The 17,383-nt window shown below is 38.7% G+C and carries 24 protein-coding genes; 13 read left to right on the top strand and 11 right to left on the bottom strand.

The features are described 5' to 3' along the window. The first annotated feature begins 16 nt into the window (after nucleotides 1-16). The 4 genes from B3P16_RS23740 to B3P16_RS23725 are packed head-to-tail and all read left to right on the top strand — an operon-like array spanning nucleotide 17 to nucleotide 2,750. Nucleotides 17-475 (top strand): SPOR domain-containing protein, encoded by a 459-nt coding sequence (locus tag B3P16_RS23740; RefSeq protein WP_088159759.1) that lies wholly within the window; start codon nucleotides 17-19, stop codon nucleotides 473-475. 13 nt (nucleotides 476-488) lie between these two features. Then, a complete protein-coding gene (locus B3P16_RS23735) occupies nucleotides 489-1,679 on the top strand; it encodes a M20 metallopeptidase family protein (protein WP_112375450.1) in 1,191 nt (396 codons plus the stop codon). Between the two features lie 7 nt (nucleotides 1,680-1,686). Next, a complete protein-coding gene (locus tag B3P16_RS23730; RefSeq protein WP_070562597.1) occupies nucleotides 1,687-2,265 on the top strand; it encodes a hypothetical protein in 579 nt (192 codons plus the stop codon). Further along, nucleotides 2,262-2,750 carry a GNAT family N-acetyltransferase gene (locus B3P16_RS23725; protein ID WP_286844807.1) on the top strand — a complete coding sequence of 163 codons (489 nt, stop codon included), beginning with the start codon at nucleotides 2,262-2,264 and terminating at the stop codon, nucleotides 2,748-2,750. The genes B3P16_RS23730 and B3P16_RS23725 overlap by 4 nt, the downstream gene beginning before the upstream one ends. Nucleotides 2,751-2,759: 9 nt before the next feature. Here B3P16_RS23725 and B3P16_RS23720 read toward each other — a convergent pair whose 3' ends face one another. Then, nucleotides 2,760-4,064 (bottom strand): M20/M25/M40 family metallo-hydrolase, encoded by a 1,305-nt coding sequence (locus tag B3P16_RS23720; RefSeq protein WP_286779524.1) that lies wholly within the window; start codon nucleotides 4,062-4,064, stop codon nucleotides 2,760-2,762. Between the two features lie 247 nt (nucleotides 4,065-4,311). On the opposite strand from B3P16_RS23720, the gene B3P16_RS23715 reads away from it, so the two are divergent. Together B3P16_RS23715 and B3P16_RS23710 are read left to right on the top strand one after the other, a co-directional pair. Next, nucleotides 4,312-4,626 (top strand): rhodanese-like domain-containing protein, encoded by a 315-nt coding sequence (locus B3P16_RS23715; protein WP_046672584.1) that lies wholly within the window; start codon nucleotides 4,312-4,314, stop codon nucleotides 4,624-4,626. A 302-nt stretch (nucleotides 4,627-4,928) separates the two neighbouring features. Further along, nucleotides 4,929-5,159 carry a DUF6358 family protein gene (locus B3P16_RS23710; protein WP_046672586.1) on the top strand — a complete coding sequence of 77 codons (231 nt, stop codon included), beginning with the start codon at nucleotides 4,929-4,931 and terminating at the stop codon, nucleotides 5,157-5,159. 30 nt (nucleotides 5,160-5,189) lie between these two features. On the opposite strand, the gene gcvT is transcribed toward B3P16_RS23710, so the two are convergent. The 6 genes from gcvT to B3P16_RS23680 all read right to left on the bottom strand — a co-directional run bounded on the left by gcvT (nucleotide 5,190) and on the right by B3P16_RS23680 (nucleotide 9,584). Continuing rightward, complete coding sequence (gene gcvT, locus B3P16_RS23705) at nucleotides 5,190-6,272, bottom strand: glycine cleavage system aminomethyltransferase GcvT (protein WP_286844804.1); 1,083 nt, start codon at nucleotides 6,270-6,272, stop codon at nucleotides 5,190-5,192. Between the two features lie 80 nt (nucleotides 6,273-6,352). Further along, on the bottom strand, nucleotides 6,353-7,171 hold the full coding sequence (locus B3P16_RS23700; RefSeq protein ID WP_286844803.1) for a DUF6929 family protein: 819 nt from the start codon (nucleotides 7,169-7,171) through the stop codon (nucleotides 6,353-6,355). Then, nucleotides 7,165-7,857: a pseudouridine synthase gene (locus B3P16_RS23695; RefSeq protein ID WP_070562582.1), complete on the bottom strand. Its 693-nt coding sequence runs from the start codon at nucleotides 7,855-7,857 to the stop codon at nucleotides 7,165-7,167. The genes B3P16_RS23700 and B3P16_RS23695 overlap by 7 nt, the downstream gene beginning before the upstream one ends. A gap of 1 nt (nucleotide 7,858) precedes the next feature. Continuing rightward, complete coding sequence (locus tag B3P16_RS23690; protein WP_046672590.1) at nucleotides 7,859-8,227, bottom strand: DUF4359 domain-containing protein; 369 nt, start codon at nucleotides 8,225-8,227, stop codon at nucleotides 7,859-7,861. A gap of 140 nt (nucleotides 8,228-8,367) precedes the next feature. Next, nucleotides 8,368-8,865: a DUF4112 domain-containing protein gene (locus tag B3P16_RS23685; protein ID WP_046672591.1), complete on the bottom strand. Its 498-nt coding sequence runs from the start codon at nucleotides 8,863-8,865 to the stop codon at nucleotides 8,368-8,370. Nucleotides 8,866-8,867: 2 nt separating this feature from the next. After that, the gene (locus B3P16_RS23680; RefSeq protein ID WP_046672592.1) at nucleotides 8,868-9,584 is read right to left on the bottom strand and encodes an SIMPL domain-containing protein; all 717 of its coding nucleotides are present in this window, start codon (nucleotides 9,582-9,584) and stop codon (nucleotides 8,868-8,870) included. 162 nt (nucleotides 9,585-9,746) lie between these two features. Here B3P16_RS23680 and B3P16_RS23675 point away from each other — a divergent pair, with 162 nt between their 5' ends. Then, nucleotides 9,747-9,938, top strand: a complete 192-nt coding sequence (locus B3P16_RS23675) for a cold-shock protein (RefSeq protein WP_046672593.1) — start codon at nucleotides 9,747-9,749, stop codon at nucleotides 9,936-9,938. Between the two features lie 176 nt (nucleotides 9,939-10,114). Next, nucleotides 10,115-10,309: a hypothetical protein gene (locus B3P16_RS23670; protein ID WP_046672594.1), complete on the top strand. Its 195-nt coding sequence runs from the start codon at nucleotides 10,115-10,117 to the stop codon at nucleotides 10,307-10,309. A gap of 151 nt (nucleotides 10,310-10,460) precedes the next feature. Here the strand turns inward: B3P16_RS23670 and B3P16_RS23665 are convergent, their stop codons facing one another. The 3 genes from B3P16_RS23665 to B3P16_RS23655 form a co-directional block, all read right to left on the bottom strand. Beyond that, nucleotides 10,461-10,949, bottom strand: a complete 489-nt coding sequence (locus B3P16_RS23665; RefSeq protein ID WP_286844802.1) for a DUF805 domain-containing protein — start codon at nucleotides 10,947-10,949, stop codon at nucleotides 10,461-10,463. Nucleotides 10,950-11,181: 232 nt separating this feature from the next. Further along, nucleotides 11,182-11,904, bottom strand: coding sequence for a DNA repair protein RecO (gene recO, locus B3P16_RS23660; protein WP_112375182.1), 723 nt, complete (start codon nucleotides 11,902-11,904; stop codon nucleotides 11,182-11,184). Beyond that, nucleotides 11,888-12,139 carry a signal peptidase gene (locus B3P16_RS23655; protein ID WP_286844801.1) on the bottom strand — a complete coding sequence of 84 codons (252 nt, stop codon included), beginning with the start codon at nucleotides 12,137-12,139 and terminating at the stop codon, nucleotides 11,888-11,890. The genes recO and B3P16_RS23655 overlap by 17 nt, the downstream gene beginning before the upstream one ends. Nucleotides 12,140-12,356: 217 nt before the next feature. Between B3P16_RS23655 and rpmB the strand changes: the two genes are divergently transcribed. From rpmB to rimO, 5 genes are all read left to right on the top strand, one after another. Further along, nucleotides 12,357-12,590: a 50S ribosomal protein L28 gene (gene rpmB, locus B3P16_RS23650; RefSeq protein WP_046672597.1), complete on the top strand. Its 234-nt coding sequence runs from the start codon at nucleotides 12,357-12,359 to the stop codon at nucleotides 12,588-12,590. Nucleotides 12,591-12,666: 76 nt separating this feature from the next. Then, nucleotides 12,667-12,849, top strand: a complete 183-nt coding sequence (rpmG, locus tag B3P16_RS23645; protein ID WP_002998409.1) for a 50S ribosomal protein L33 — start codon at nucleotides 12,667-12,669, stop codon at nucleotides 12,847-12,849. Between the two features lie 51 nt (nucleotides 12,850-12,900). Beyond that, entirely contained in the window at nucleotides 12,901-13,062 is a 162-nt protein-coding gene (locus tag B3P16_RS23640; RefSeq protein ID WP_070562566.1) for a DUF4295 domain-containing protein, read from the top strand. 139 nt (nucleotides 13,063-13,201) lie between these two features. Beyond that, complete coding sequence (gene ftsY / locus B3P16_RS23635) at nucleotides 13,202-14,164, top strand: signal recognition particle-docking protein FtsY (protein ID WP_046672598.1); 963 nt, start codon at nucleotides 13,202-13,204, stop codon at nucleotides 14,162-14,164. A gap of 18 nt (nucleotides 14,165-14,182) precedes the next feature. Next, nucleotides 14,183-15,526 (top strand): 30S ribosomal protein S12 methylthiotransferase RimO, encoded by a 1,344-nt coding sequence (gene rimO / locus B3P16_RS23630; protein WP_286844798.1) that lies wholly within the window; start codon nucleotides 14,183-14,185, stop codon nucleotides 15,524-15,526. A 144-nt stretch (nucleotides 15,527-15,670) separates the two neighbouring features. Here the strand turns inward: rimO and B3P16_RS23625 are convergent, their stop codons facing one another. Next, entirely contained in the window at nucleotides 15,671-17,164 is a 1,494-nt protein-coding gene (locus B3P16_RS23625) for a hypothetical protein (RefSeq protein WP_286844796.1), read from the bottom strand. Between the last annotated feature and the right edge of the window lie 219 nt (nucleotides 17,165-17,383).

The raw sequence follows: 17,383 nt of genomic DNA, 5'->3' as shown, positions 1-17,383 counted from the left end.
TAAGAAAGGTTAAACTATGCTGAAGAGAGGATTGATTTTCATACATGCACTTGTGTTGTTTGCGCTAGTTCAGGTAAACGCACAAGAAAAAGGTGGAGTAATTGTAACCAAAGATTCATTGATTACACAGCTTCAAAATTTCAGGGCAGCTATGGGGATCAATCCTGTCGAAAGCAAAGCGACAGTAGTTCCTGCTAAACCCGTTGTCCGCTCAGCGGCGACGCGGGTCAAAGTAAGGGGATTCCGTGTACAGATCTTTGCTGGATCGAATCGGAATCAGGCATTTTCGGAGCAGACACGTTTCCGAAGTATGTATAAAGATATTGATACTTATATCACCTATGATGAACCCAATTATCGCGTCAAGGTAGGTGATTTTAGAAGTCGCTCTGAAGCAAATGCCTTCATGCGCGAGTTACGTCAATATTTTAGCAACGTCTTTGTTTTTTCAGAGAACGTTTTTGTATATCAATAAATCAATCAACCTTATGGCAAGTACGAAAGAAAAAGTCCTGGCCTTAGCTCATCAATATTTTGAAGATACGGTTTCCAACCGTAGACATCTTCATCAGAATCCTGAACTTTCCTTCGAAGAATACAATACCTCGGCATTTGTAAAAAAGCAATTGGATGAATTGGGAATTCCTTATGAGGCTAAAGCTGATACGGGGATTGTCGCTTTAATCAAAGGTGACCTACCCTCAGATGAAGTTATCGCGTTGCGCGCAGATATGGATGCTTTACCAATTCAAGAAGTGGAGGGGCGTTCATATGGTTCCAACACCCCAGGAGTGATGCATGCCTGTGGCCATGATGTACATACCTCCTCACTTTTGGGGACAGCTAAAATATTGAATAGCCTAAAAGCCGAATTTGGAGGAACGATCAAATTGATCTTCCAGCCTGGCGAAGAGCGCTTGCCAGGAGGAGCTTCCTTAATGATCAAAGAGGGCGCTTTGCAGAATCCTGCCCCTTCAGCCATAATAGGTCAGCATGTGATGCCCTTTATTGAGGTAGGCAAGGTTGGTTTCCGTGAGGGAAAATATATGGCTTCCTGCGATGAACTGTTTATGACAGTCAAAGGCAGGGGCGGGCATGGTGCGCACCCGCATCAAAATATTGATCCAATTGTTATTACAGCACAGATCATTACCGCTTTGCAGCAGATTGCTAGTCGTTTTGCAGATCCACGTACACCGACTGTGCTATCTTTTGGAAAGATTATGGCCAACGGAGCTACAAATATTATTCCTGACCAGGTTTATCTGGAAGGTACATTTCGCACATTTGATGAGGAGTGGCGTGCTGAAGCACATGCGCGCATGGTAAAGATTGCTGTGAGCATTGCTGAAAGTATGGGAGCGACTTGTGAATTTGAAGTCCGTAAGGGCTATCCTTTTCTAATCAATGAGCCCCAATTGACTAAAAGTGCACGGACATTTGCAGAAGAGTATCTCGGCAAGGAAAATGTGGTAGACTTAGATCTATGGCCTGCCGCGGAGGATTTTTCCTATTATTCACAAGAAATTAATGCTTGTTTCTATCGTTTGGGTACAGGTAATGCAGCACGTGGTATCTCTTCAGCTGTACATACGCCGACCTTTGACGTGGATGAGACTTCTTTGGAGATTAGTACGGGGTTGATGGCATACATTACCTTGCGTAGGCTCGGTTATTAAATTATATATGTCATCTCATCACATTGTTCGAGAGAATCAGGAACCTGCATTACTGATTGAAGACCTTTTCCTCATCGACGAAGAGGGCTTGGGGCAGCTGCTGGAATGGAGCCCCACAATTGTCATTGAGGCGGAAACCATCGATTTATTGGATGCGCGTGGTTATAAGTTCGATATCGTTTTTACAAAAAAATCCATTAACGATTCACAGGAAAATTTAAAGATCATTTCCTATGATAATGATTTTCTAAAGACGGCTATAGAATACCTGATAGCACATCAATACAAAGCGGTGAATATCCTGACTGATCAGCTTGATGTGGCTTATTACCAGCCCTATCTGGAGCAGATTAATATTGTGCTTATCTCTAAAGGAGTTCGCTATTGTTTTGTGACAACAGGCTTCACCAAATGGAAGCCTACAGGGGAAAGAATCCGAATTGAGGGGCTTGATGCTGATGAAAAAAACACGCACGAAGGCTTGATTAAGATCAATGACAACGAATACGAAATGGAAAAAGACGGCTTATTTGTCCTTAAATTTTCCCATATAAAATACATTTTAATAGGAGAAAAGATTGCATGATAACAATAGAATTGGCAGAACAAAGCGATATCAGAAGCATTTCAAATATGGCGCATAGTATTTGGCCTGTTACTTATGGAGAGATACTTTCACAAGATCAAATTGACTTTATGCTCGAAAAAAGCTATACCGTTGAGGGACTTGCAGAAAGTATGGTTAATGGCCAATTTTTTTATGTCTTGAAAGAAGATGGTATCGGTCAGGGATTTATTGCCTTGCGAACTCTTGAGGATCGTATACGTATTGAAAAGCTCTATTTGATGCCCAATGTGCAAGGAAAAGGCTTCGGAAAGGCGCTGATAGACTTCGCTTCAGAAAAAACCATCTTAAAGGGTAAAGGGATTCTTGAATTGAACGTAAATAGAAATAACCCTGCTTACCATTTCTATTTGAAGCAGGGCTTTGAGGTGATTGAAACGATTGATATTCCTTATTATGATTATGTTCTAAACGATTATGTCATGCAAAAAGAAGTAAAAGCTTAGGCCTGTCGCCTAATCTTTTAGTTTTTCGACCCGTGAAGGTGTTTGTTTGCCTGTTACAATTCCGGAGGTGCCTATGGCGATCGCTTCTATACTGGAAATGATATTCTGAACATTCAATGTAGACACTTCATCTTTTACGGTATGGTAATATTCATCCTTATCCATTTGGGATGTTGAAAATGAATGCGCAGGCACACCTTTGGCTGCCAATACCGCATTATCGCTTCGATAAAAGAGATTTTGTTTGGTATATGGATCAGGATAGAATCGGAAATTTGTGTTTTTTAAATTTTCCTGCATTAATTCACCAAGATTCGACTGATCGTATCCTGTAATATACACTGTATTGGGACCGAATTTGGAATCTTTTCCGATCATTTCCATATTGATCATAGCGACTACCTGGTCAGCATTGATGTGGTTGGAAAAATATTTTGAGCCATACATGCCCAGTTCTTCTGCCGTAAAAGCGACGAAAATAAGGGTCCTTTCATTATTATTTTGTTTTTTGTAGTAATCTGCCAGGGTTAACATTGCGGTCACACCTGAGGCATCGTCATCGGCGCCATTGGCAATAGAATCTTGGCCTACTGCCTGAAGGATGCCAATATGATCGTAATGTCCCGAAAAGATAACGTATTCGTTCGGTTTACTTTTCCCGGGGATTATTCCTGCCACGTTAAACAAGGGGAAATTTTGAAGCTTCCGTTCAATATGAATTTGAAAAGTTTGGGGTTTCTCCGCTGTTAAAAGGTAGACAATTGATGGTTTTTGTTTGGAGGGGTCCTCTATAAATTTAGGGGAGTTGAGCATTTGACCAAAACGCACAAAATAGCTTTCAAAGGAGGGGTCTACCAATACAAGTGTATTTTCTTTGGCTAGAGAATGTTCTCTAAATACTTTCGCAAAATCATCGCCCGATTTTATTTCGACGATGTTAAGGCTACTTCGATTATCCCACTGTAAATCAACGTGGTTTCCAAGTGAAATAACATGGTCAGCTGGGATCAGCTGCTTATTGATGGTTGCGGATTTGCTTACCGGAGAGATTTTATCCAATTGGAATGTTTGCCTGTAATTTTGTTCTGCGTAGGGGCTAAGGCCTATTCTCTTCATTTCGGCAGCGATAAAATCTGCAGCTGGTTCGATGTCTTTTGTCAAAGCCGATCTCCCACGCATATCGTCAGCGGCTAGGGTATTGAGTATGCGGCTCACATCTTGGCGTTCCTGCTCGGAAATAACTTGCTGTCCATAGCTTACTGCCGAGAGTGCAAGTAAAGATATAGACAGTATAATTTTAGGTATTGAATTCATATAAAGCTTAGTAAAGTCTGGGTGAAGATAAGGAAAATTCTACAAGCGAATTGTGCAGACAATAAACTTCCTAAAATGATCCATTTCAAATGATCCGATGACAGGCAAAACCCATCTAAGATTTCTAATGCCGTTAATACACTAAAAATTGAGGCTATTCTTAGCAACATCGACTGATTTTGAGCATCCATGAAAGCGAACACTTTCGGAAAAAATGTAGTATATTTGACTATTAAATTGTTTGAAAATGAAAGAAGTATCTGTACAAGAATTAAAGAATAAAATCGATAACAACGAAGATTTTCAGTTGATAGACGTTCGTGAATCCTTTGAGTATGAAGTATCCAATTTAAATGGATTGAATATTCCACTTTCAGGTATACTGATCGAAGCTGATAAGATTGCGAAAGATAAGCCTGTTATCGTACAATGCCGTTCTGGAAAACGTTCTGCACAGGCGATTATGTTATTGGAACAACAGGGTTTTGAAAATCTTGCAAATTTAAAAGGCGGAATTTTAGCTTGGAAAGAGGAAATCGATCCAGAGTTAGACGTTTATTAAGATGAAAAATTTGGAGCATCAGACTAAGCAAGCTTTCTTGTTTAGTCTTGCTTTTTATAGCGTAGCTATTTTAGCGCGATTATTTAACCTTGGTATATTCCCCATATTAGGTAGCCTTTCCATTCTATTGTCTCTCCTATGGGTAATATTGGTTCTACGGGAAATCATGCTTTCGAGGACAATTTCTAACACAGAAAGGATGCTGATGGTTTTGACAATTGTTTTATTAAACATTGTTGGTGGAGCATTCTATTTCTTTGGCGGATGGAGACAGCGGGTATTGGGATTAATAAAAAAGTGATATGTTAAAGTATTTTTTTCTAAATATAGTGTTGAGTTTGGCTATTGTATTTTTAGTTTACAGTGGTTTTGAAGGGTATAAGGCGGGCAACATGCTGGTAACGGGATTATCCATCGCCTTTCTGGTGGTTTTGATCTATCTCCGTGTTGTTTTAAGCAAGCGGGTTCGATCACTTATTCAGCAAAAAGAAAGCGGTAAACAACAACCTACTACAAAACAAAAGAAGAAGTAATAAAAAAGCCTGCTNNAGCAGGCTTTTTTATTACTTCACAAATGGTGGTTTTGTTACTTTTGCTTTTATTTTTTGATTGCGGATCAGAATGAAGATCTCGGTGCCGTCTTTTGAAAAGGCTGTATCCACATAACCTAAACCGATTGATTTTTTCAATGTTGGTGATTGCGTACCTGAAGTCACACGTCCAATTACATTTCCATCAGCATCAGCGATTTCGTAATCATGACGAGGAATACCTCTGTCAATCATTTCGAAACCAACAAGCTTTTTCTTTAGACCAGCTTCTTTCTCTGCTTTAAGTGCTGCAGAATTCACAAAGTCTTTTGTAAACTTCGTGACCCAGCCTAAACCGCCTTCTAAAGGAGATGTATTATCGTCAATGTCATTTCCGTATAGACAGAAACCCATTTCCAGACGTAAAGTATCACGGGCACCTAAACCAATTGGTTTGATTCCATAAGCTTTACCGGCTTCGAAAATAGCATCCCATACTTTTTGGGCATCTTCATTGGCTACATAGATTTCAAAACCTCCAGCTCCCGTATATCCTGTTGCGGAAACCAACACATTTTCTACGCCCGCAAATGTACCTTTTGCAAAGGTATAGTATTCCATTGGAGCTAATTCGATGTCTGTAAGCGATTGAAGTGCATCCGCAGCCTTAGGACCTTGTACCGCAAATAAAGAGGTTTGATCAGAGATATTTTTCATCTCCACACCAACTGTATTGTACTTGGAGATCCAGTTCCAGTCTTTCTCAATATTTGACGCATTTACAACCAAAAAATATGTCTTATCGTCTATACGGTAGGTTAGGAAGTCATCAACTACACCGCCAGTTTCATTGGGGATATAAGCATATTGAACTTTGCCATCGTATAATTTTGACACATCATTGGAAGAGATTTTTTGAAGTAGATCCAGGGCTTTTTCCCCTTTTAGGATGAATTCACCCATGTGGCTTACATCAAAAACTCCTACACCTGTGCGAACTGTTTCGTGCTCATCATTGATGCCTGTGTATTGTACGGGCATGTTGAAGCCTGCAAAGGGAACCATTTTTGCTCCTAAAGCAATGTGCGTCTCCGAAAGGGCAGTATTTTTTAACATAAAAATTAAGTTTTAATCAGCTACAAATTTAATAAAATATACGTGATTCCTCACTGTGAATCCATTTTAGAACAATCGATTTAATTGCTTACCCGGAGCGAATAGATGGTCATATAATCATCTTCGCTATCGGTATCTTCACATAGCAGGAACATTAGGCCTTGGGCCGTTTCCTCTTTCAATGTGATTCCTTCAAATTTATGCTTTTCGGGAATTTCGAATGTCTCGGGTTTGCCGGAAAGATCGGAAGGTATTTTTCCAAGGAGGGAACCACTGATCTCTCCATCCAGATAAGTCGATTTTGCATTTTCGGCGGTAGCAATAAAATAGATTTCATTTCCAACCAGGGTCGCATCTGAGAAACCTGTCGATATGCCATTGAGCTTGGGTAGTTCAATCGGGATACAGCGGGATTGTTCGGCAGCAAGCGGATGATACTCTAAAATGGCATTTATGCCTTTAGGGCCATTTCCCCGGTTAAAAAATAAGATCTTATCTTTTAAATGAACTACGCCTTCAATATTGAAGTCTTCTTTGGAAATATTGAATTTTTCCATTAAGGAAGAATAGATGTTACTGTAGTCTTCCTGAAGGACTGTTTTGCCGTCCCAAATAAAACGAGTGTTTCTGTTTGGGGTAGAACCAGAGCCATAAAGATAATAGCGGCTTCCATCGAAAGTGATCGATTCCAAATCCATTTTAGCTGCTTTAGCCCTATTTTCCATCGGATCAGACTGCCGTAGTGCCGTTTTAGACAACTTTTGGTCTGTGATACTATAGCTGTAGATATAATTGCTATTGTCAGAAACGATATGGATTTGCCTATCCTGATAGATAATACCAGAAGCTGCGGTAATACCGGATATGCTGATAAAGGCTTCGAGAATCAATTTTAACATATCGCGTTGAGGTTTAATATTTCCAATACCCGGATGAAATCGGGTTGTAGGGGTGCTTTGATATGAACGTCTTCGCCCGATAAAGGATGTTTAAAGGTCAGTTCCGAGGCATGCAATAGCATGGTATCCATTTGGTAGGCTTCTTTCCAGAACTTGTTTTGTTTATTGCATCCATGCGGGCGATCGCCGATAATGGGATGAAAGATATGCGCAAAATGGCGACGTAACTGATGCATACGACCCGTAATTGGGTTGGCTTCGACGAGACTGTATCGTGCTGTCGGAAATTTTCCGAAGGGAACGGCCAACTCGCCTTGAGCAAGTAAGCGAAAAGATGTTTGTGCTTCCTGAACGGTGCCATCGTCCCTTTTTAAGGGATAGTCAATCAGGCCTTCTGCTGGCGCGAAGCCCCTCAGAACAGCGAGGTATTTTTTGTCGATCTTACGCTCCTGAAAACTTTTTTGTAAGTATTGGTCCGTCTCCTTATTTAATGAAAATAACAAAATGCCTCCGGTCTTCCGGTCCAAACGATGTGCGGGATAAACGGTTTTTCCTAATTGGTCCCGAAGGAGCTGTAGGGCAAACGCTGAAGCATCGCGCGCAATAGCAGATCGGTGCACCAATAGTCCATGTGGTTTATTGATTGCAACGATGGATTCGTCTTGATAAAGTATTTCTAAAGGCATGTTAAATCTTTTTCAATGCAGCAATAATTTCGTCGGCCTTTTCATCAATTTTTGGGCTCAGCCAGATGTATTTAAAAGCTCCGCCACCGATAATCTGTTCTGTACCCTGCCATTTTATTTTGGTTAGCGAAAACAAATAGTAGTTGTCGACCACAACGGAACTTTGGATAAATTTATCGACGATGTCATTTCCGAAGAGCTGCATCCCCAATCCGAAAAACTCTTGATCTTTCGCATGAAGCTGGCTTTTCAATAGCTGTTCAGCTTTCGCGCGTACAACCTTTTCGTGTTCCTCTTTGCTTGGGTTAGTCAAAATTGCGGCCAGCATGATGACGATCAAAATCAGTGAAAATATTCTTTTTTTGCTCATTTTAAATTTGAGATTAAGTTCTGGATGTCATAACACGATGACTATCGCGATCAAAATTATTAAATAGATATTAGATATGGGCAACTGTTTTAAGAGAAATGCGAAGGATTCTGCCCTATAGGTGAAGCAAGGAGGTTTATTTAGAATCCGAGGGTATTCAATAGCGAGAATGCCCAAGAGAACAACGTCCAGATAAGATAAAATGTAACACCGATGAATAAGAAGAAGACCGTTAGAATACTGATGATTATACCGATACCCGAGCCTGAATGCTTGCCTTCGTAGTAATGTTGTCGTAATAATTTGATGTTCTTTTCATTGGCCTTGCTAAAAAAATCAAAAAAGTTTCCGAGGAAAGGAATGCTACCCAAAACGGCATCAATCGAGATATTGAGTAACATGCGTATGACTAATTTTGGACTGGCGCCGTTACGCCACATGGCTATGACAAGAACCAGAGAAGTTCCGAAGCCCGCTATCGCGCCACCTAAGGGGATGAGATTCAAGACTGGATCAAGTCCGAAGCGAAAGTTTCCAATCTTGAATTGATTATCCATTAACCAAGATATTCGGTCAATCCAACCGAAATCTTGGTCAATTTGTTTTAATTTATCTGCTGGAGTTTTTTCCCTATGCATGATTACAATAACTCAAATGAAGCGCTGATTTCACTCGTAACTTTCATCGGTCTGATATTTAAATCTAACCCACTGTCACCAGCGCTGTCTGCTGCTTCGGCCATAGCACCTTTATACATCGCATTACGCATCATCGGTTGTACGCCAAATATAATTTGTTGTGGTGTTTCAGATAATACGATCGCTTTACCAATTTTTTGGCCTGCGGCTTCTGCCAAAATTTGAGCATTAACTTTTGCATCCAATACCGCCTTGGTTTTTAAACTTTTTTCCAACTCCTTTTTCTTTGAATAATCATATTCGCTAATATAGGTGCTTTGGATACCGGCTTTGTCAACACCGTCTAATAGTTGGCCCAAATTGTTCAAGTTGGTTACCTTAATACGGTATTGTCTGGAGAGCAAGATATCGGTGTCTTTTTTCTTTTTATCCGGAACATTATAGCTCCAGATATTCTGGATGGTAAAATCTTCTTTTTTTACACCCGCTTTTGTCGCCGAATCGAACAGATCTTTTTCTAGCTTTTCTATTGCGGCCTTTTTCTTCGTGTTACCGTTCTCATAAAACTCTTTTAGGGTAACATCAATATAGATAATATCTGGTGTTACTTCTTCTTCTGCACGGCCTACCGTAGATACAAATTCTTTATTAACCATTTGTTGCGCGTTTACTTGGGTCATCAAACCTAAAAAGGCTAGTCCTAATAGTATTTTTTTCATATTTTTCGTCTTTAACTTTTTATAATAATACGATTGCCATTATCGCATTGCTACAAGATTGGAGCCAAAGTTTATGAAAAAGTTTAACGGATAAAAAAAATAAAAAGGTTAAGATTTTTGATTTTATTTCTCTACCTTTAGGGAAATTAATAATATAGTGCCATGCAAGAAGGTAAAGTAAAATTCTTTAATGAGACCAAAGGTTTCGGTTTCATCATCCCTAACTCAGGCGAGAGCGAAATTTTTGTTCACGTTTCTGGATTAGTAGACAAAGTTCGTGAGAATGACAATGTATCTTACGAAGTTGAACAAGGCCGTAAAGGTCTTAATGCGGTAAATGTAAGAGTTATCTAATTAGATTCAAGATATATTTATTGTGAAAAGGCCTATGCGAACAGCATGGGCTTTTTTATTTTATGGGAAATCTGCGCCCTTAGAAAAGGATATTTTAGGGCAGGGCGTATTTATTTGCTTCAGTAAATAATTTGGACTGATAATTGTAATAGGGTATTTAAAAATAGTTAGTGAAGATGAAACGTATTCTAGTATTGGGGCTGTCTGTTGTTATTGCGCTATCCATGTCGGCCTGTTATTCTGCCCATCATCACCATGGTCATGGCCGTGGTCCGAAAAGAATGCCTCCTGGGCATGCTAAAAAATACTATGGTGAGCAGTCGGCACGTGATTTTGCTCCGGGACAACAAAAGAAAAAACACAGACATTAATTTTTTATTGGATTGCATTCGACGAGCGTATACATGTTTGTAGGCTATCGAATATTTTCTTTTGACGACCATTGATGTGGTATAGAGAAGAAGCAAAATAATATAAAAAAAGCTTTCACAATTGTGAAAGCTTTTTTTATGCTGTTAGCATCTAAGCAAAAGGATCTTTATCAGGTGCTGGTGGCGTAGGATTTGATGGTTGTGAACTTCCAAATGGGTCCTGTGACCGAGAAGAACCGAAGGGATCTTGGCTTTGAGTAAAAGGATGATTTGTTACGTTTTCCAGCGCTTTGGGATCTGGACCATATTGATTTGAAGCCTTGTCGCCTTCCAGTACCAATAAGTAAAGCAGGTAGATCCAACCAATAAATGGAATCAATGCAACTAATATAAACCAGCCTGATTTATTGGTGTCATGTAATCTTCGGACCGTAACGGCTATTCCAGGAATTAGTAAAGCTAAACTTACTAAACCTGAGACATACGTAAATAAGCTTGCAATTTGTCCAAGTATTGCAAATATTGCGCTAATGATGAGATTTGCAAGGAAAAACATCCAATATTCCTTACGGCGAGCCCTTCCTTCAAAGTTGGCATAGTTGTCTCGAACAACCTTTAAAAAGTTTTCTTTAAGTTCCATATTTTAAGACTTTTTTAGGTGAAAATGATGCTAGTAAATCAAAATGTTATTTCAATTTTGTTACAATAAATGTACCAAGAATTTATCCGAGAGATCAATTATTATAAAAGGGTAAGTGTTTGGAAGAGCTACAGTTGCTGCGCTTGCGCAAAAGAATAGCCGCGTTCATCCGCCTGTTTTGGATCTAAAGGCAGCATAGAATTCGCTTTCAAAGGAGAAAGCTGTGCGTAGCTTATCTAAATATTTCTTCGAGTATATAGAGCGATTTTATTTCTTTAAAATTTGTGCGGTGGAGACGATAGAAGTCGAGCACTTTTTCCAGCAGGAATTGTCGATCAGAAGCGGTCATTTTTATGCGGTCACAATTCGAATATTCGGATTCGATTAAATTTCTGAAAATTGACGTATGTGGTTCCTGTAATACAAGCGGGTGTTCAGGAAGGCTATCGGAGAAGGTAGCTTCATGAAGATTAAAATAAGGGTGGGCCTGTTTTGATTCAGCGGGATAAAACCCGAGAAAGCGGGTTAGCTTGATTAAAAAAACAAGATGGAAATTGGCCAGATTTAAATGCGTTTCATCTAGCCAACGGACAGACTGATGGATGAATTCAAAAAGATAATCGTCATTTTCTTGTTCCTTCAGAATTTTATAGAGTATTTCATTCAGAAAAAGTGCGAGCGAGCTTTTAACAATATCATAAGGTATTTCTTGCAAGACAGGGACTTGACGCGCTTCGGAGATCCGCTGTAAAGAACCATTATCTTTATGTGTAGCGACAATTTCCAGTAAATGTAAGGGTTGAAGAATATTGGCCTTGATCTTTGCTTTGGGCTTCCTTGCGCCCGTGATGAGATAGGATTGCATACCAAACTGTTCGGTGTATATCTGCGCCACAAGGCTACTCTCCGAATAGTTGGTTGTTTTTAAGACTATACCCCTAGTTTTGTTCAGCATCTCCTTCTTTGTCTTTTTTATGCGATTCTTCACGCATCTCCATAATGGCATTTCGGTCTACCTTACGAATCATGCGATAGATTAAAGTCAGGACACCGATACTAAATGCAATAACTCCGACAAGCATAGCAAGTTTATACCAGTTGGAACGATGTTCCATGAGATAATATCCCAAGATCACAAGTACGGCACCAATGATTATTTCCCTTAAGCCCTTGCGAAGATATTTGTTCATAAATGTGAATTGTTGAAAACTATTTTTCTTTACAGAGCAAATATAATACAATAAAATCCTTTATTTTTGCCCTTACCATTCCTATGTAGAACTATTTTTAAAAATAATTCCAATTATCTTGTTGCTTATCCAAAAAAAAATATAGATATTTGCAAACTCTTTGCAGAGAGTGCAAAGGATTAACATATTGTAATAAAGACAACAAAAAAATAATATCATGTCAAGAATTTGTGATTTAACAGGCAAAGCGGCGTTAACAGGAAATAACGTTTCTCACTCAAACGTTAAAACTAAACGTAAATTCTATCCAAATTTACAAACGAAACGTTTTTACATTCCAGAAGAAGATCGTTGGATTACGTTGAAAGTATCTACTTCTGCTATCAAGACTATCAATAAGAACGGGATTACAGCAGCGATCAATAAATTTATCGTTAAAGGGTCAATCTAATTGATTGTCGCGCCTGTTACATTAAGATTATTCATGAATTTCAATCCTATAATAGGATTCAAAATAAAGTAAAACAATGGCTAAAAAAGGAAATAGAGTACAAGTTATCTTAGAATGTACTGAACACAAAGAAAGTGGTCTTCCGGGAATGTCTCGTTACATCACTACTAAAAACAAAAAGAACACAACTGAGCGTTTGGAATTGAAAAAATTCAACCCAGTATTGAGAAAAGTTACTGTTCATAAAGAAATTAAGTAAGTCACACATCTTAGCACTTGAAAGAGAGGCTAAGTAAAATATTAATATACCATGGCAAAGAAAGCAGTTGCATCGTTACAAAAAGGTGGCGGTAAAGAATTTACAAAGGTTATTATTACTACTAAATCTGCAAAAACTGGCGCGTATACTTTCAAAGAAGGTATGGTTCACAACGATAAAGTGAAAGACGTCGTTGCTGCAGCTCAAAAATAACGAGTAGCATTTTCCTTTTTTAAAGTTTTTCTTTAAAAAGAATTCGATAAAAATAGCCGTTTTGGTATCCTACCGAAAGGGCTTTTTTTGTTGAGGACATTTGTTTATATTTGAACATCAATTTTCACTACTACACTCCATGGGATTATTTGATTTTTTTAAGAAAAAACCACAAACACAAGAAGAAGAACAGGCCTTAGATAAAGGTTTGGAAAAAACAAAAGAAGGCTTTCTTTCCAAGATTACAAAAGCTGTCGTTGGTAAATCAACAGTAGATGACGATGTGCTGGATAATCTGGAAGAGGTTTTGGTTACTTCTGATGTTGGGGTTACGACTACCTTAAAAATCATTGATCGCATACAGGCCCGTGTTGCCCGAGATAAGTACGTTTCTACTTCTGAGCTCAACAATCTCCTGAAAGAAGAAATTCAGACGCTACTGGCAGAGAACAATAGTGCTGATTTCGAGAATTTCAATTATGGCGATCATAAACCATACGTCATTATGGTTGTAGGTGTCAATGGGGTTGGCAAGACAACGACCATTGGCAAACTGGCTCATCAGCTGAAACAAGCTGGAAGCAAAGTTGTATTGGGGGCAGCGGATACCTTTCGGGCGGCTGCTGTCGATCAACTTAAATTATGGGGTGAGCGTGTTGGCGTGCGTGTTGTCGCTCAGGCCATGGGCTCAGATCCTGCTTCCGTGGCTTATGATACCGTGAAATCGGCAGTAGCAAATGGCGAAGATGTGTGTATCATTGATACCGCAGGCCGTTTACACAATAAGGTCGGCCTAATGAATGAGCTCACGAAGATCAAGAATGTTATGCAAAAGGTTGTTCCTGGTGCACCACATGAAATCTTGTTGGTCTTGGACGCATCAACAGGGCAAAACGCCATTGAGCAATGTACGCAATTTACACAGGCAACCGATGTGAACGCTTTAGCATTGACTAAACTCGATGGAACGGCTAAGGGCGGGGTGGTTATTGGTATATCTGATCAATTTAAGATCCCAGTGAAATATATTGGTGTAGGTGAGAAAATTGGTGATCTTCAGTTGTTTAACAAAAAGGAATTTGTCGACTCCCTTTTCAAATAGAGTCTACCGTCTAATCATATGAAGACAAAATACGCGAAACCAGCCCCTTTGATTAATAAACCACGTGTCAATGTGGTAACCTTGGGCTGTTCGAAAAATATTCACGATAGTGAAGTCCTGATGGGCCAGTTAAAGGGCAATCAGATGGAAGTCGTGCATGAAGCATCCAATATACAAGCGAATGATATTGTCGTAATCAATACCTGCGGTTTTATTGATAATGCCAAACAGGAGTCAATTGATGCGATTTTACAATATTCGGATCTAAAAGATCAGGGTAAAATCAACAAAGTAATCGTTACAGGTTGTCTTTCTGAGCGATATAAGCCAGAGTTACAGGCTGAAATCCCCAATGTTGATGCCTTTTTCGGTACGAATGATTTACCGGAGCTATTGTCATCCATTGGAGCTGATTATCGACACGAGTTATTGGGTGAGCGCTTATTGACAACACCTTCGCATTTTTCTTACTTTAAGATTGCTGAAGGATGTAACCGTCCCTGCTCTTTTTGTGCAATTCCCCTGATGCGTGGTAAACACGTTTCTAAATCCATTGACGATCTTGTGAAAGAAGCAAAATTTCTTGCATCGAACGGCACGAAAGAATTGATTCTGATTGCACAAGACCTGACCTATTATGGCTTAGATATTTATGGAAAGCGCAATCTTTCTGATTTAATGCGCCATCTGTCAGATGTTGATGGTATCGAATGGATCAGACTGCAGTATGCCTATCCTTCGGGCTTTCCAATGGATATTTTGGACGCAATGAATGAACGTTCAAATATCTGTAATTACTTGGATATGCCTCTGCAACATATATCTGATCCGATGTTGAAATCTATGCGAAGAGGTACAACAAAACAGAAACAGATCGATCTTGTCAACGCAATACGTGACAAAGTTCCAGATATCGCCTTGCGTACAACATTAATTTGTGGTTATCCAGGTGAAACTGAACAGGATTTTCAGGAGATGTTGGATTGGGTTGAAGAAACCCGTTTTGACAGATTAGGGTGTTTTACCTATTCTCATGAAGAAAAGACGCACGCACATTCTCTGGAGGACAATGTGCCACAGGAAGTAAAAGAAGAACGGGTGGAAGCCATTATGGAAATACAGCAGGGTATTTCGTACGATATCAATCAGTCTAAAGTCGGTAATACCTATAAAGTACTGGTTGATCGGGTAGACGGCGATTACTTTATTGGCCGGACAGAATACGATTCTCCGGAGGTCGACAATGAGGTCTTGATTCCCGCGGTAGATTCTTATGCACGCAATGGTGATTTTGTTCAAGTAAAAATTGACCGAGCTGAAGATTTCGATCTATATGGTGAGATTGTAAGGACTTTCTTGTAATATCCATGGTTATAATCGAAGTAGATTTTACAGATTTTTTTGCGTAAATTATAAACAGAGATCAAAATTCCTATCGAATTTTGATCTCTGTTTATAAATAGAATTGATCACGGATTTCGCATTAAAGAATCTTTAATTAGAGGACTAAACAGGTATAACTTTATATATGATAGATCCATTTTTAAAGATGATCTTTATACCTATTGCTATATACCAGTTATTTTTTGAGGAAAAATTTACCACTCGATTTTGAAACGAGCTAAGGTTTTGAAACTCGCTTATATTATAGGTCGTTCTAACTATTCCAGATGGGCCTTCAATAACATTTCCGTTTTGATCTACTTTATCATTTATTTGTTCGATACTAACACATTCTATACTTTGAACATCATTTGTAATTAATGGATTAATCGTAAATGATGAATTTGTTATAAAATTTGTTTGAAATTGAACATTGCGGTAATATCCGACAGTAATTTCACTATAATCAGAACTGCCTGGATTTAAAACCCAATCCGTAATAGATTGCTCGGTGTCACTGGAAGTGAGAAGTTTGCCAATTGAGAATACTCCCCAAGGAATATTTTGCACCGCCCGATATCCATTTACCGAAGGTAAATTTTTTAAATATACACTGAAAGAAGTTTTCGGTGATGTTGTTGTTAGTTTACCGTTTAACGTAATGGGCCCCCGTAAATTGATGTTATAAACGGATGTGGTACCGCCACCGCCGGAGAATCCCGTAAATAATTTATAAAAAGTCTTTAATAATGCTGCTGCACCACCTGATGTCATCAGATTTTGGATCGAGCTAGCCGTAGTTTTGGTAATTTTTGAAATACCTTCAGCAGTTGATGAGTAAAAGCCTGCGATGGAACTAATTTGTCCTAATGGTCCAGTTTTACTCGATGTGACAGGTTGGGCGGTTCCTTGGAGATTTATATTTCCTTCTAGGGATATATTTGATTCAGCTATTTCTCTTAAATTAATTACGAATGAAGAATAGTTGTCAAATGAGTTGTCGTAACAGCTTACATCAAAATCACCTATCATCCATTCATTTACTCCTGCCTGAGTAATGGCAGTTTGAACCGAGCTTGCATTGGCATTATCTCCAATCGCATATTTAAATAACTTTGGATAAGTTGAATTTTGGGCAAAACTGAGGGAAATTTCTTGGTAAGATGATAATACATCATTTGTTCTTAAAATACATACTCTTAAAATACCTCTATATTTATTATAAAGAATAATGAATGGATAGGAATTTGCATCGACAGTGGTTCCGAAATCTCTCGAAACCAACATCCATCCTTGGGCTGGAGTCATGTCAGCATTATTTAAATTTACATTGCCATATACTTTTTGACTCCCGTCAATAAATGGATTTAAGGTTGTGACGGTTCCTATATTGCCACTTGAATTTCTAAAGTACGTGGTCCATTTGTTTTGTGTCCAATCCCATGTTGGTAATAAGTTTTCATCACCGGGAGGTAAAGGTCTACTTGCCTTTTTTTGAGTTGTTAACTTTGTTTCTGGTTTAGTAGTTGCATCGTCATTTTTTTTGCAGGAGAATAAGCATAATGCAAAAATTATCATTAAGGAATGATAAATGTTAGAATACGTTTTCGTTGTCATAAAATAAATTGATTTATAGAAATTTGTTGCCACCAAATTATGATGTTAATGTTGCGTAATTATTATTCAAATGTTATTTTTTAATTTTTTATTATGATGTATTAAACTGAAAGTTTATAGTGAGTATAAGTATTGAATTAAATGAATTGTCAATAGAATGATATAATTTAAAAGCAGGATCAGCTTTTTATGAAAATTCACTATTTTGCCGAGGCAAAA

It is taken from the genome of Sphingobacterium sp. UBA7631, from assembly GCF_002483935.1.
In the GTDB taxonomy this organism is placed as follows: Bacteria; Bacteroidota; Bacteroidia; order Sphingobacteriales; family Sphingobacteriaceae; genus Sphingobacterium; species Sphingobacterium multivorum.
The sequence above is the reverse complement of the archived record's forward strand: the minus strand, read 5'-3'. Positions and strand labels throughout refer to the sequence as shown.